General features: G+C 45.5%; 16 protein-coding genes. All 16 read right to left on the minus strand.

Annotated elements, in window-relative coordinates:
* Positions 1 to 676: DNA cytosine methyltransferase (locus V2H45_RS14190; protein ID WP_330484303.1), on the minus strand; the 676-nt coding region annotated here is incomplete at its 3' end.
* Between the two features lie 275 nt (positions 677 to 951).
* Positions 952 to 1,098 carry a hypothetical protein gene (locus tag V2H45_RS14195; RefSeq protein ID WP_330484304.1) on the minus strand — a complete coding sequence of 49 codons (147 nt, stop codon included), beginning with the start codon at positions 1,096 to 1,098 and terminating at the stop codon, positions 952 to 954.
* Positions 1,099 to 1,110: 12 nt separating this feature from the next.
* A complete protein-coding gene (locus V2H45_RS14200; RefSeq protein ID WP_330484305.1) occupies positions 1,111 to 1,332 on the minus strand; it encodes a type II toxin-antitoxin system HicB family antitoxin in 222 nt (73 codons plus the stop codon).
* Positions 1,329 to 1,538 (minus strand): type II toxin-antitoxin system HicA family toxin, encoded by a 210-nt coding sequence (locus tag V2H45_RS14205; RefSeq protein ID WP_055074723.1) that lies wholly within the window; start codon positions 1,536 to 1,538, stop codon positions 1,329 to 1,331. Before V2H45_RS14205 ends, V2H45_RS14200 begins: the two co-directional genes overlap by 4 nt.
* 34 nt (positions 1,539 to 1,572) lie before the next feature.
* Positions 1,573 to 2,649: a VOC family protein gene (locus V2H45_RS14210; protein WP_330484306.1), complete on the minus strand. Its 1,077-nt coding sequence runs from the start codon at positions 2,647 to 2,649 to the stop codon at positions 1,573 to 1,575.
* 81 nt (positions 2,650 to 2,730) lie between these two features.
* Positions 2,731 to 3,087: a hypothetical protein gene (locus V2H45_RS14215; protein ID WP_330484307.1), complete on the minus strand. Its 357-nt coding sequence runs from the start codon at positions 3,085 to 3,087 to the stop codon at positions 2,731 to 2,733.
* Positions 3,088 to 3,231: 144 nt separating this feature from the next.
* Positions 3,232 to 4,776 (minus strand): GMC family oxidoreductase, encoded by a 1,545-nt coding sequence (locus tag V2H45_RS14220; RefSeq protein ID WP_330484308.1) that lies wholly within the window; start codon positions 4,774 to 4,776, stop codon positions 3,232 to 3,234.
* Between the two features lie 343 nt (positions 4,777 to 5,119).
* Entirely contained in the window at positions 5,120 to 5,638 is a 519-nt protein-coding gene (locus V2H45_RS14225) for a DoxX family protein (protein WP_330484309.1), read from the minus strand.
* Positions 5,639 to 5,688: 50 nt separating this feature from the next.
* On the minus strand, positions 5,689 to 7,158 hold the full coding sequence (locus V2H45_RS14230) for an NAD(P)/FAD-dependent oxidoreductase (RefSeq protein ID WP_330484310.1): 1,470 nt from the start codon (positions 7,156 to 7,158) through the stop codon (positions 5,689 to 5,691).
* A gap of 49 nt (positions 7,159 to 7,207) precedes the next feature.
* Positions 7,208 to 7,762 (minus strand): SRPBCC family protein, encoded by a 555-nt coding sequence (locus V2H45_RS14235; RefSeq protein WP_330484311.1) that lies wholly within the window; start codon positions 7,760 to 7,762, stop codon positions 7,208 to 7,210.
* A 125-nt stretch (positions 7,763 to 7,887) separates the two neighbouring features.
* Positions 7,888 to 8,364 (minus strand): DM13 domain-containing protein, encoded by a 477-nt coding sequence (locus tag V2H45_RS14240; protein ID WP_330484312.1) that lies wholly within the window; start codon positions 8,362 to 8,364, stop codon positions 7,888 to 7,890.
* A 170-nt stretch (positions 8,365 to 8,534) separates the two neighbouring features.
* Positions 8,535 to 9,329 carry an MIP/aquaporin family protein gene (locus tag V2H45_RS14245; protein ID WP_330484313.1) on the minus strand — a complete coding sequence of 265 codons (795 nt, stop codon included), beginning with the start codon at positions 9,327 to 9,329 and terminating at the stop codon, positions 8,535 to 8,537.
* Positions 9,329 to 10,132: a glucose 1-dehydrogenase gene (locus V2H45_RS14250; protein WP_330484314.1), complete on the minus strand. Its 804-nt coding sequence runs from the start codon at positions 10,130 to 10,132 to the stop codon at positions 9,329 to 9,331. The genes V2H45_RS14245 and V2H45_RS14250 overlap by 1 nt, the downstream gene beginning before the upstream one ends.
* Positions 10,133 to 10,381: 249 nt before the next feature.
* Positions 10,382 to 10,729 carry a hypothetical protein gene (locus V2H45_RS14255; protein WP_330484315.1) on the minus strand — a complete coding sequence of 116 codons (348 nt, stop codon included), beginning with the start codon at positions 10,727 to 10,729 and terminating at the stop codon, positions 10,382 to 10,384.
* Between the two features lie 297 nt (positions 10,730 to 11,026).
* The gene (locus V2H45_RS14260) at positions 11,027 to 11,413 is read right to left on the minus strand and encodes a hypothetical protein (protein WP_330484316.1); all 387 of its coding nucleotides are present in this window, start codon (positions 11,411 to 11,413) and stop codon (positions 11,027 to 11,029) included.
* A 244-nt stretch (positions 11,414 to 11,657) separates the two neighbouring features.
* On the minus strand, positions 11,658 to 12,965 hold the full coding sequence (locus V2H45_RS14265) for a 2Fe-2S iron-sulfur cluster-binding protein (RefSeq protein ID WP_408648786.1): 1,308 nt from the start codon (positions 12,963 to 12,965) through the stop codon (positions 11,658 to 11,660).
* Positions 12,966 to 13,004: the final 39 nt, after the last annotated feature.

Below are 13,004 nucleotides of genomic sequence, written 5' to 3' on the forward strand. Positions count from 1 at the left end.
GAAGTATTCTTTGCTTCATCAGACCCCGTTGCATTTCATCCTTGAATTGGCCAATTATATTGTTTTCTATATACGAGCCTATATATTCTTTATGTTTAATAGGAGAAGGAAATATAAAACTAGGCACATCTTTGGAAACATCTTCAGATATACCTATTATAAATATTCTTTTCCTAACCTGCGGTACACCATAGTCTTTGGCATCTAAAATACTCCAAAAAACATGATATCTAACATCAGGTTGACTAAAAAAGAGATATTGTCCATTTATAGATACGGATAAAGTATCTAATATAATTTTTAAGGTTTTCCCGCCGTCATGGGCTACTAGTCCTTCAACATTTTCTAAAATAAAAGCTTTAGGCTTTTTCTCTTTTAAAATCTTAACCACGTCATAAAATAAAGTTCCTTGTGTTGGATGTTCAAATCCTTCGCGTTTGCCAATTGAACTAAACGGTTGACAGGGAAACCCAGCAGTTAATATATCAATATCTGGAATTGAAGATGGTTCAATCTGGGTAATATCTCCGTAGGGAATATCGCCAAAATTAGCTTTGTATGTCATCTGTGCATATTTATCCCATTCAGAAGAAAAAGCACATTCGCCGCCTATGCTCTCTAGAGCAAGTCTAAATCCACCGATACCAGCAAATAAATCTGCAAAAACAAAACTCATTGTTATTTTTAAATCTCTATCACTGTTCACTATACACACGATCGATTTATCAATGCGATCGCCTCTAACACAACCAGAAACACTAAACAGCGATCGCCCCTAATCTCAATCACCGTTCGGAAGTACCATGTCAAAGGTTTAAAATCGCCATCATTAGCGATCGCCCCAAAATTTACACTTGACTAGCAACTGGCATTCTCAACTTAGGATCGTGGATTTATTAAGGTGCTGTTCTTTAGAAATAATGGGCATTCTAAAATAATGACTCTACACCATTAGAATTGCAGGTAATTTAGTTCACGATCCTTAACCAAAGACTTTTGCAACACGCTCGGCTTAACACTCAACCAAACTTGATTGCGATCGTCCTCAGTATAGCCAACCACCACCGCCCCAACAGGAGACCCAATCTCAGGAAACATTTGAAATAATCATTAGACCAATTGCAATACTTGAGGTGATGGTAAAGGTTTACCCGATGCTTCGTAATCTTCGATTAAAAGTTCTAATACCTCTTCCGCATTAGCAATCGCCTCTGTATAAGTGTCTCCATGCGTAAAGTATCGCTGCAAGTCATTAGAAAACTCAGGCAACTCCACTAGATAACATTTATCCTCATCTGACCAAACTATGTTAATCCGATATTTGTGATTCATGACTCTTTATCCTTTAAAGCATTTAGTGCAGACTCAACCAATTTCTCAAGATAGGATTTTGCATCATCTCCATCTTTCCCAGCAATAGTTAAAGGTAATTCTGGCAAAAGTGGATGTAACCATCTTTGATGACTGCCTTTTGTCCGCACCACTCGGAAACCTGCCTTCGAGAGCGCAGACCTTAACTCTCTAATCTTTTTGGGCATAGGCTTAATTATAGACCTAGATAATCTTAATGTACTAGCGCTCGATAATTCGGAGGGCGTGACCGTCGGGATCTCGGATGAGAAAACCGCGCTTAAAGCCGAGCGATCGCGAGGAAAAATCAACTGCATCAGGGGAGATAAAAATGGTGCGGTAAGCCCGTAACTTTTGCGCGATCGCATTTGCATCATTTACAACCAGCGTGGTTTGCCAGTGCAGCAAATCATTTGGACGAGCATCAGAGGGATAAGGCTTACCATCGCTGGGCGCAAGGTATTCCAGAAATTCTACGCCTAAGCCTGTAGTCGCCCTCAAGCCACTGATATGGAGTTTTGCTCCAAATACGTTATTGAGATGCTCTTGCTCCGTCCCAAAGTTTTCACTCGTACCTGCAAGGCGCATTCCCAAAAGATCGCGATAGAATTTTAGACTTGTCTCCGTATTGCCGACCGCGATCGCCGTATGGTCGATGCCTAAAAAGATGCGATCGGCTGACTTTTGCCATTTTGGATCGCCCTTACCTTGGGGAAAATAGATGATCTCTAGATTGTGACCGTCAGGGTCTTTAAAGTAAAAAGCCCGAATCCCAGCTGCGGCAAGATTGGAGTCGGGAATTCTTTGCGGCGCAGTCGAGGCATGTTGGACTTTAAAGCGACGTAGTTGTGCGTAGGCTTTATCCATATCGCTGACCGCGATCGCGATGTGCTGAAACCAGCGATCGTTGCTTCGCGATTCGACTGGGATTGGTCGTCCTTTGGGTGTTAGGTATTCTGTGAGTTCGAGAATTTCATCGCCAAGGCGCATCCTGACTACCCGTATCCTTATGCCAAATATGCCTTGCAAGCGTTCGTACTCGCTTCCTAATACTTCGATATCCGATATTTTCTGAAAAGATAGAACCTGTGAATAAAACTCTATAGCTTTATCCATATCCGATACCGTGATGCCCACTGAGTCCACTGTTGTGACCGCAAGGGATTCTGCTTGAGCTGAGGAGAGATGGCTTAAAGGCGATCGCTGTTCTCCTAACACTGTCATCGGTTCTTGGGCAAAGACTCCCACTGCAAGAGAGAAAATAACAGCAAGCAAGGCTTTTTCGATTTGGATAGCCATAGGATTCTTTCTCCTAAAATAATTGCTAAAAAAACGAGCAAGGGAAGAATAAATTTCTTCCCTTGCTTAAGATGTCAAAATTTATTGATTCATCACAAGTGAAGTCAACTGAGATTCTACAGCACTGATATAGCTAGAATCGTTGAGGACTGAGGGTGCAAGTCTCTGGGAATCGACTGCGGCTTGCACAAGCTGGGTTGGGGTAACTTTCCTGCTACGTACATCTTCGATGAGAGTGGCATAGCTAGAGATGCCTCGATCTTCAAAGTATCCTTGATATGCCAAGTAGGCAAGATTAAAGGGAGAAACACTAGGTTGTGACTGAGTTTGAGCGATCGCTGCCATGCCCACGGTTGTGACTTCAGCTTTGGCGGGAAGAACTACAGCAGCAGTGGAAAGAAATAAAACGGGTAAGCAACCTAAAATTAGTTTTTTCATGATCTTCGTCTCCAAATTGGAATGTGTTTTCTGACTTGAGTTAAGTATCGCTCGCTATCCTGAGAACCCTCTGAAGCAAAAGCGAGAGCTGATTAAACTCTCGCTAAAAAATCTGATGCGAACATGAGAACTTGCTGAGAGAATTTATCCCATGCGCTCGATTAGGCGATCGCCTACACGCAAAGCATTGGCAATAATCGTCAAGGTAGGATTCACAGCGGCACTAGAAGGGAAGAATGCCCCATCAACCACATAGAGATTATCAACATCGTGGGTACGACAATCGAGATCCAAAACGGAATTAGCTGGGTCTTCGCCAAATCGGCAAGTACCATTCTGATGTGCAACCGCTTGAATCGCTAGCTTTTTGCGAAAATAGAGCGAACAGGGCAAGATCGCATCGCCGCAATTGATCGATTTCAGGACTTTTGTCCAGCGGGCAAGCAAGCGATCGAAGGCTTCCGTATTATTTTCGGTATAGCTGAGATGTACGGCTCCATTTTTGAAGGTAACGCGATTGTTGCGATCGGGCAAATCCTCCGCTGTCACAAACCAGTCTACGGAATGTTTAGCAATCTCATCTAATGCCATGCCGGGCGCAAATTTTGGTGCATCCGTGGCAACAATATCCTTATTCACCTTGCCCAATAGCTGTATTAATCCCATTGGGTAATCGAACCCAGGTTCGCCCCAATAGAAGTCGTTAACTGCTAGGGTTTTTTGGAATTCTGTTGGATTCGGTTTAGGTGTCAGCCCAATCACCGCTCCATGCTGATGCTTCATAAAATTCCGTCCTACCTGATCGGAGCTATTCCCTAAGCCATTGGGATGTTTCTCATTGGCAGAACGCAGTAGAAGTACAGCGGAATTAATCGCCCCACAGGAGACCACTACGATATCGCTAGAGAAGCTCATGATTTCGCCCTTGTGCCTCACTTCTACACTGGTGACTTCTCTGCCCGATGGGCTAGTGTGCAGGCGCAGAACCTCGGCTTCAGTGAGTAGTGTGACATTTTCCTTCGCGATCGCAGGACGCACGCAGTTAATGTCAGAATCACCTTTGCCATTGACCAGACAGGGGAATCCATCACAGGTATTGCAGCGAATGCAGGCTCCCAGACGCCGATTGACCTCATTCAACTTAATCGCTAAAGGCAGGTTAAAGGGATGCAATCCTTTTTTTTGCAGATCGTCGTGAATTTCCTGAATCCGAGGCTCGTGGGAGACAGGTGCGAATGGATAGGGATCGCTGGTGGGTGGCTCTGTGGGGTCTTGTCCTCTCTGCCCGTGTACTTCGTAAAGCTTTTCAGCTTCCGTATAGTAAGGCTCGAAGTCTTGATACTTCAACGGCCAAGATGGAGAAATGCCACCTTTATGCACGACGCGATCGAAGTCTCTCTCTCTGAGACGGAATAGCGCTCCGCCATAGACTTTGGTGTTGCCACCCACCCAATAGCCTGTACCGGGGTGAAATTTACTGCGATCGCTGTCGTCATGCCATACTTCCGAGGTATGGTAGCGATCTTTGTGATAGACCTCGACGGTATCCCAGTTCGCTTTTTCTTGAGGTAAAAACGCACCTCGCTCTAGAATCAGGATCTTCTTGCCAGTGGGCGCTAAACGATATGCGAGCGTTCCACCACCCGCACCCGTTCCAATAATAATGACATCGTAGTGTTCGGTAGACATAGGTTTTAACTCTGGTTTTAACTCTGGTTTTAACTCTAGGGATGTTTTCTGGAGCGATCGATTTCTAGGATGATGTCAGTTCGGGATAAGAAACCCTGAACCGCAATGTAATTCAAGATCCCCCTCAATCCCCCTTAACAAGGGGGAAGAATCAAGAAGAACCTCTTCCCCCCCCTTTTTTCCTAGCCGCGCAGCGACTTCCCGAAGGGTAGGGGGGCTGGGAGGGGATCGCAACCTTTGCTGCTAAGGAATTGATTCGCAATATCCAAAAATCCTTAACCTGAACTCACGTTGGGATGAATTCTCCTCCCTTTTGTTAGAGGGGCTGGGAGGATGTCCCTGTTTAATTAATTGTCGATAGCTGTCTCTGCTTCTCTGCAAGCTTGCGTGCCTGAGCCTTTTTAGTTTCGACATCATAGGCAACACAGAGCCAAACCAATGTCATAAATAGAATGTTCTTATTAAAGCTCTCAGCGCCATTTGGGAAGAGACTCCCAGCGGGGATAATGCCAAATGCAAGGACGATACTGGCTGTCATCAAGATCAGGAGCAATCCCGTCCATCTAATCCAGAAGCCAAAGGCGAATAACAGTCCTAAGACGATCTCAGCTCCGGGGAGCAGCCATGCATAGGGAATGGCGATGAATTCTGGTAATGGACCGATACCTTGCCATCCTGCGGGAAATGGGCCCCATAGTTGCAGCTTCACTGTAGTTACCGTCTGATAAAATCCATTGGGAACGCTAAAATTTAGGTAATTGGCGATTCCAGAAAGTAAGAAAAATATGCCTAAGGTGATGCGATTCGCCACGATCGCTTGCTTGAGCGAAAGTTTGTGAAATGGGATCAGTTTGCTTAACATGACTGCGTTCTCCTTTTTAAGTATGGGTTCAAATTGGTTGGTTAAGCGAATTAAGAGTTGGAATTATTAGGCGGTGCAAGCCGATCGAGTAATGTGGGAATGCCTGACCAGTGGAAGTTTTGATGAAATTGCTGAGGATTCGCTGCCCGTAATGTTAGCGGCAGTGCCAGAATTAACCCTGCGGCGATCGCGGCAATACCAGGAAAGAATGCATCTTTGCTGACAGGTTTATCGTCAATTTCAATTTCAGGTTCGCCTTCGATTGAAACCTGTGGCTGATGGCGCTGGAAAATTTCATCCGTCAACCATTCCGTTGTTACTTTGAGGTTATGAACGGGTGTGGGTAGGAGTTCCAAATAGGTGGCTTCGCGAACTAGGTGACCAGATTTACCTTTGATTTCCACGCGATCGAAGAGGTTGGCAACGCTTTTGCCCAAGCCCAATTTCATCAACGTACCGCGCATGGCGATATGGGCAGGTTTGGGCATTCCACCTTTTGCTAGAGCCAAGAGGTTAGATGCGATCGCAATTCCCTGCTGGTAGGCAACCTGAGCCGTAGCGGGCTGCGGATTGTCATCGACAAAGGCACAATCACCACCGACAAATACATTTGGAAATCCCATAAGCTGAAGCGAAGGTCTCACTTGCAGTCGTCCGCGCTTGTCGCGCTGTTCGGACGGAATCGGTAAATCTTTGAGTAAAGGATTAGGTTCGGTTCCTGCCGTCCAAGCGATCGCTTTGGCTGGCAAAAACTTGACTTGCTCCTGTTGCTTGTACTCCACGCCCTCGGGTGTAATTGCCGTTACCGCTGCACCCAAGATCGAATCCACTGGAATCGCACATTCTTTTAGAGCAGCTTTGGCGGTATCGCGCAGGCGACTGTTAACATCCCCTTTGAGAATCTCATCGCTGCGATTGATGAGGACAATCCGCGCCTCCTCAGGATTTGCACCAGCTTCGGCACACCAGATTGGCATGAGATCGCCTAAAGTACAGGCGAGTTCTACACCCGCAGGCCCCGCTCCGATCGCAACTACGGTCAAAAGCTGTCGTCGTTCGATTGCATCTTTGGACTGTGCGGCACGATTGATATTCTCTTTAATGCGATGGCTGAGCGAAAATACTTCTTCCTCGGTTGTGAAGGGGAATGCATTTTCCTGCGCTCCCGGTGTATGGAAATAGGTAGTCTTCCCACCGAGAGCGAGGACGAGATTTGCGTAGAAAAAGGTTTTGCCAGATTCCAAAGTAATATGACGTTTGTGCAGGTCAACGGACTGGATGCTTCCTTGGATAAAAGCGACCTTGCTGCCTGCTAAAAGTTCGGTATAGTCGGGACAGATGCGATCGACAGGCATTTCACCGCTGAGTAACTCGTACAGCAAGGGCTTAAAGTTGAAATTTCGATGGCGATCGATCAGAATAATCGGATGGGGATAGTTTTGGCGGCTGAGATGAAGGGCTGTAAATAGACCCACAAAGCCTCCGCCAAGGATTACTATAGGTTGATTTGCCTGATTCATGGATGACCTTACGAGAGAAAGGGATAAGTTAGAGGTTGGAAAATAGAATTCAGCAGGCTTGTCTGCCGAATAGCGTATCTAGCCTGCGCTCGATCGCTAAGAGATTTAAGGGCAGATCGTGTTTAAGTTGTTTGTCTAGAAGTGCGATCGGCATGATCGGCTTGGGTTGTACCTGTACGGAATAATGGAGATCGGTCTTTGTGCCGCATTTATAGGGACTGGCATCGAGTTCGCATCTCCCTGAAAATGCTTTGAAATCGCCTTCAACCATCTGAAAATCGATCCGATGGGGAAACTTTTCCATCATTTCTAAAACCACCCGAATCGTGAGACGAATATTTAGCAGAGATGCTTGACCGATCTGTTCGATCCGAGTGGCAAATTCTGATTCTTCTAAGCGTCGGCTTTTGACCATATTGGGAATAAATTCGGGCATGGCTTCATAATCGGTGAGAACTTGCCAAACCTGTTCGATCGGATAGGGAACCTGAATGGTGGCAATAATGCGATGTTGGTTGCCTTCCGCCTTTTCAGATCTGACACTTACAGCTTCCAACCGATCTGGATCGGCGATCGCTTCACAAGAACTCAAACAGAAAGTCATAGGTTTAATTGGCTACAGGATATACATAGGTTTCTTTGGCTGCGTTCTAAGGTTAGATCCCCCTCAGCCCCCCTTAGTAAAGGGGGAGAATCTAGAAGTTCCCCTTATTGAGCCGTGAATCAAAATCAACCGAGTTTGGCATAGCCAAAGGTGGCATTAAACTTGCGACACCAGATGGCAGCGGAGCCAAAATCCTTGACATTGACATTGCTGGTAATTTCGTAGCGTTGTGCGCCGCTGAACTTTTGCAGTTTGCCTAAAATAATGTAATCGCTCTCTTTAATACCAGATACAGGCGGGTTGGCAGTGCGATAAAGAATGACTTGCAGATCGGGGCCTTGGTCGGAGGTTTTGAAATTCTCGCCAACCTCTAGATAGTTTTTGCCATTTTCAGTAACTATGCGAACGTCTCCTTGTGTAGGCTGCTCGGCTTTGACAAAGGAACCAGTGCTTAAAATATTCGATGGCTGCGATTTTGGAGAAGCCACAACACTAGGTTCCTGCTGAACGGCAACTGGAGTCTGAAGGGCAGAGCAAGCGGCGATCGCGCCAACGACCAATAGTGAAGTCAAAGACAGTGCAAAGAATTGAGTCGGTTTCATAGCTTTTCCTCGAACTAAGCGATCTTGAAATGTCTTAAGCGGTTAACTTGAATTGAACGTATTATGAATCCGAGCAATCCACCGAGAATGAATCTGCTCTGAGGAGTCGGTAAAGAATGCTGAGTTTTGCAATTCTGTTTGCTCAGAAACTCCTCAGCAAAAACTAAGGCTCAGAGTTTGCACTGCTGACAGCAAAGGGGACTAATACAGGGTGTAGAACCGTTGGGGCAGAGCTTGCAACACAGCTCGGAATTGCGCCTCTTTTTACCCAAACGAAGGTAGGCTTCAGCGGCAAGCAGCATTCCCATGGGTGGCGCAGTGAAATAGATCCAAATGCTCTGCCAAACCTGAGCCGACCAAGCAGAACCTAACGTGCGTGCGGGATTCATACTCATTCCCGAAATTGGAGCTTCGAGCGTAATATAAGTCGCAACTAGAATCCCAGCAAACAATCCCGTGAATTGAGACAGATTCGCGCGATTGGATACCTGCAACACCATCGTCATCAGACCGAAGGAGATCGCAAATTCCGCTAAAAACGCCACCAAATCCCCTGCCACTCCCGGCGTTGTCACCACATAGTTAATCGCTGGATCGGCGATCGCTTTCCCAATCAAAACGCCAGCCAACCAGATGCCTGCGATGCCACCTAGGCATTGTGCCAGAATGTAAAAGCAGGCATCCCGAAAGGTAATTTTTTTGAGCCGCCAGAAGGTCAGGGTTACGGACGGGTTGATATGCGCTCCCGATCGCTTACCCCAAGGAGAATAGATCAGTGCGATCGCGGTTAGCCCCATGGCAATGCCAATCAGAAAGCGACGTAAGAGTGGATCGGCGATCGCCTGCCGTAAAGGCGAACTGGGCAGTTCCACAAAAGCAACCACCAATGAGGCTGAAATCATAAATAAGCCCAAACCAACCGCTTCAATCAGATATTCTTGCCAATGGAAAGGTTGCGCTTTCATCACTGCTCCTGATAGTTCCACAGCAGACCGCCATCCACCACAAAGGTGGAGCCTGTAATATAGCCAGCATCTTCAGAAGCCAAGAAAGCCACCATTGCAGCCACATCATTGGGTTGTCCTAGGCGACCTAAGGGAATATTCTTTAATAGAGGCAGAAGCTTCTCTGGATCGTTGAGCAGCTTTTTATTAATCGGCGTCTCGATCGCGCCGGGAGCGACGTTGTTAATCGTAATCCCATAACCTCCAAGTTCGACTGCGAGGTTCCGCGTCATCATCTTTAACGCGCCTTTACTGGCACAATAGGCAGTGAAGTGAGGGAAAGGCAATTCTTCATGGACGGAACTGATGTTGATAATGCGTCCTTGCTTTTTTTCTTGAAGCAAATACTTCACAAAAGCTTGGGTAGCAAAGAAAACGCCTTTGAAATTCACATTCATCACCGCTTCGTAATCTGCTTCGGTCACATCCCAAAAGTCCGCATGTTTCTCAATACCCGCATTATTCACGAGAATATCTAACCGACCGAAATGCTCGATACTTTGGGATATCAGGTGACGCACATCGTCTAACATGCCCAGATCGGCTCCAATGCTGTAACCGCGATCGTTATCGCAAAATCCCTCTGCCATGTGGCATTTGCCACCCGCTGCTTTGACTTTCGACAGGGTTTCTTCTGCACCTTCGGGGTTGGAACGGTAATTGACTACGACACTTGCCCCTTCTTGAGCGAGTCGAATCGCGATGCCCTGACCGATACCGCCACTACTACCCGTTACCAACGCTACTTTTCCTTCCAGTTTCATGACCTTTTCCTCAAGAATAATTCTTTCCGATCTGAGAGAATTGTCATTCGAGAAATAGGCATGGAGGTTATAGCTTCCTAAAGAGTTGATTTAATTAACCTGATATTTGAAAAATCTTCTCTTATCAACTGTTCAGCGAACGCTCATAATCGAATGGCTAGATATAATTGTCGATAGGGTATTGTGTGATGGGGAAATCAAATATATAGTCTCTTCCGTTCTGCGATTCGCTCTTCAGTAATTTAATGCTCACCCTTGCTCCTTGAGAAATCTGAGATTACCAGATTTGACCATAACCATCAAGTGTTCGATGCGCTCGTATTCATCTAGTTCATTACGTTCGTTTTCGGTCAGATCTCCAGCTTTGCTCCGCATAGATAGCAACCGCAAGCGTTCTTGCATTTCAGGAGTAGGTCGAAAATCTCTAATTTGTTGAGGACTTGGATTGCTTGCCAAAAAATTTAAAACATAACGATATACATAAGCTGGCAGAGTTAATTGCTCTAAGCTTTGGCTAAGGATTTCTGGTAAGCGATCGCCAAGCTTCTCTAGCTTTTCTGACAACTCCTCTGTTACTTCTAATGTAATTTTAACCATAGCGTAACTAATCCAAACAAGTTACAGAGATTCTAGCAATTCGGAATGCTTTTTTCCAACTCTTCCACCTTAAAATTTTTCTATCGTTAGCGTTAGTATAGAAAATGCCCACGAGATCGCAAAATATTTTCATTTGAAACACCCTCTTCCAGATAGAAAGAGGGTGTTTCAAATATTGTTGATTCAAGACACAGAATCATTGCAATAGAGTTGACACTTGCAGTACAGAACTAAAGCTCCGATCTGTGATAAGTTCGATTGAAAGCAGGATGGAATTGATGAAGGGATTGACAGTGCTTACTTCACTTCATTGGGGTTGAATGCGGGAATCAAACCTTTCTTAACTGCCACGATCACATCATAGACGGTGCAAAGAGAGATAGTCGTATCATCGGCTTTGCTGTATAGGTTCACAACCATGCCTGCACCACCTGGCTGAATGCCCACAGGGGTTAGGTCTTTTGCATACAATTTACGTAGTAGATCGCCGCTCCCTGGCTTACCTTTGACTTCGGTAAGTTGATCGATCTTTTGCTGAGAAGTTAAACCTGCTGCAATCTTAACTGTTTTAACTTCTTGGGCTGATGCCTGATAAGAATTAGGATTAAAGGATTGTAGGGGAACTGCGGATATAGAAACAATGCTGGCGATCGCGGTAGTAGCTAATAAGGAAGTGAGTTTCATCTTGGGTCTCCGAATGATGTAATTAAGACGGTAGGTCAATCGATTTAACAGTGATTTATCTGCGTTCTCTTGACTCTTACATCATCGCCTCATATCCTTAAGCCGACCTGCGATCGAGATACAAGTTACATAAAGTTTTGCCTATAAGAACCTCATTCTGTCCTCAGCATTTCTTCATTTAGCAAAGACAAAAAGTTAAACAAAAAAACCGCCAGCTCAAGCGGTTATCGTGTTTCCCATTGTTTTAGAGATCGAGAATGACTTTTGCCGTTTTGGGTTTAGAAATGCAAATGAGCACTGAACCTTCATCTATGGTTGCAGTTGGGGTCTCCAGATAGGTTACTTCCCCTTCTAGTAATTTACACATGCAAGTACCGCAAACACCAGCGCGACAACTGTAGTCAGGGTTTAGATCGTTCTCTTCGGCAAAATCGAGAAGGGAACCACTGTCGGGGTTCCATGCAACACTTTTTTCAGATTTAGCAAACTCAACTTCAGATTCTCCAGTTATGTCTGCTTTTGGCGACTCAACAACCTTATCGGCTTGCGAAGTCTCTTTACGCTCTTTGCTAAAGGACTCAAAGAAGACTCGGCTCTCAGGGATGCCTCTCGCCATAAATCCTTCCCTTAAAGATTTCATAAACGCAGGAGAACCGCAGAGAAAATATTCGGCTTCTTGTTGTACGAGTTGCTCCACCAAGGCAGCATCCGTATAGCCCATACTTTGATAGTAACCTTCATCTTCGGCTTTAGGTTGGCTGTAGCAATAATGCAAATGTAAATTGGGATTTGTCTTAGCAACTTCCAACATCTCTTCGCGGAAGGCGTGAAATTTCCCTGACCTTGCGCCATGCAGAAACCAAACTTGCCGATCGCGGTTTAAAAGGGTAACAGCCTTAGCCATCGCAATCATGGGGGTAATGCCAACGCCATTACTAATCAGAACGGCAGGGAGTGACTTTTTCGGATCTAGGAAAAACTTACCACTAGGTGGCTTGGCAGGAATAATCGAGCCTACCTCAATGCGATCGTGCATGAAGTTAGAGGCAACACCTGGAGGGAGATCTCGATCCTTGGGCGCACCTTCGCGCTTAATCGATAAGCGATAGTATTCATGAGTATAGTCAGAGAGAGAATAGGTGCGAACGATCGATCTCTTTTGTTCTGGAATATCTAGTTTAATCGTCAAAAACTGCCCTGGTTGATAATTGAGAAGTTCGCCGTTATCTTCTGGTTTAAGGTAAAAAGAAGTAATTTCTTCGCTTTCTTTGACTTTTTTGACTACTTTGAGATTTCGCCAATCCCTCCAAGTCGTTTCTGCTTGAAGTTCTGTTGTAGTAGATTTTTTCACCTCTTTATATTTGAGGCTTAAACCTAGCGCACCTCCCACGATCGCGGCGGCTAGAGATGAATATAGAACGGTTTTGTAGCCTGTTTCGTGATTTGATTTCGTGACAGCGATCGCTACAGTGCCACCGATCGTGACAATAGACAGTGCTGTAAATGCGGCTGTGACAGTTCTGAGTAAAGGATTTTTAATTGCTACCAACACTTTTGCCTCGCGATCGCTTCAGATGTTTATGCTTTCAGA

Source organism: Tumidithrix elongata BACA0141, assembly GCF_036349135.1.
GTDB classification, from domain to species: domain Bacteria; phylum Cyanobacteriota; class Cyanobacteriia; order Pseudanabaenales; family Pseudanabaenaceae; genus Tumidithrix; species Tumidithrix elongata.

Bases quoted from the DNA above. Each gene is read 5' to 3' on its own strand.
- V2H45_RS14195 (WP_330484304.1), bottom strand. From the start codon at position 1,098: ATGTTTCCTGAGATTGGGTCTCCTGTTGGGGCGGTGGTGGTTGGCTAT.
- V2H45_RS14200 (WP_330484305.1), bottom strand. From the start codon at position 1,332: ATGAATCACAAATATCGGATTAACATAGTTTGGTCAGATGAGGATAAA.
- V2H45_RS14205 (WP_055074723.1), bottom strand. From the start codon at position 1,538: ATGCCCAAAAAGATTAGAGAGTTAAGGTCTGCGCTCTCGAAGGCAGGT.
- V2H45_RS14210 (WP_330484306.1), bottom strand. From the start codon at position 2,649: ATGGCTATCCAAATCGAAAAAGCCTTGCTTGCTGTTATTTTCTCTCTT.
- V2H45_RS14215 (WP_330484307.1), bottom strand. From the start codon at position 3,087: ATGAAAAAACTAATTTTAGGTTGCTTACCCGTTTTATTTCTTTCCACT.
- V2H45_RS14220 (WP_330484308.1), bottom strand. From the start codon at position 4,776: ATGTCTACCGAACACTACGATGTCATTATTATTGGAACGGGTGCGGGT.
- V2H45_RS14225 (WP_330484309.1), bottom strand. From the start codon at position 5,638: ATGTTAAGCAAACTGATCCCATTTCACAAACTTTCGCTCAAGCAAGCG.
- V2H45_RS14230 (WP_330484310.1), bottom strand. From the start codon at position 7,158: ATGAATCAGGCAAATCAACCTATAGTAATCCTTGGCGGAGGCTTTGTG.
- V2H45_RS14235 (WP_330484311.1), bottom strand. From the start codon at position 7,762: ATGACTTTCTGTTTGAGTTCTTGTGAAGCGATCGCCGATCCAGATCGG.
- V2H45_RS14240 (WP_330484312.1), bottom strand. From the start codon at position 8,364: ATGAAACCGACTCAATTCTTTGCACTGTCTTTGACTTCACTATTGGTC.
- V2H45_RS14245 (WP_330484313.1), bottom strand. From the start codon at position 9,329: ATGAAAGCGCAACCTTTCCATTGGCAAGAATATCTGATTGAAGCGGTT.
- V2H45_RS14250 (WP_330484314.1), bottom strand. From the start codon at position 10,132: ATGAAACTGGAAGGAAAAGTAGCGTTGGTAACGGGTAGTAGTGGCGGT.
- V2H45_RS14255 (WP_330484315.1), bottom strand. From the start codon at position 10,729: ATGGTTAAAATTACATTAGAAGTAACAGAGGAGTTGTCAGAAAAGCTA.
- V2H45_RS14260 (WP_330484316.1), bottom strand. From the start codon at position 11,413: ATGAAACTCACTTCCTTATTAGCTACTACCGCGATCGCCAGCATTGTT.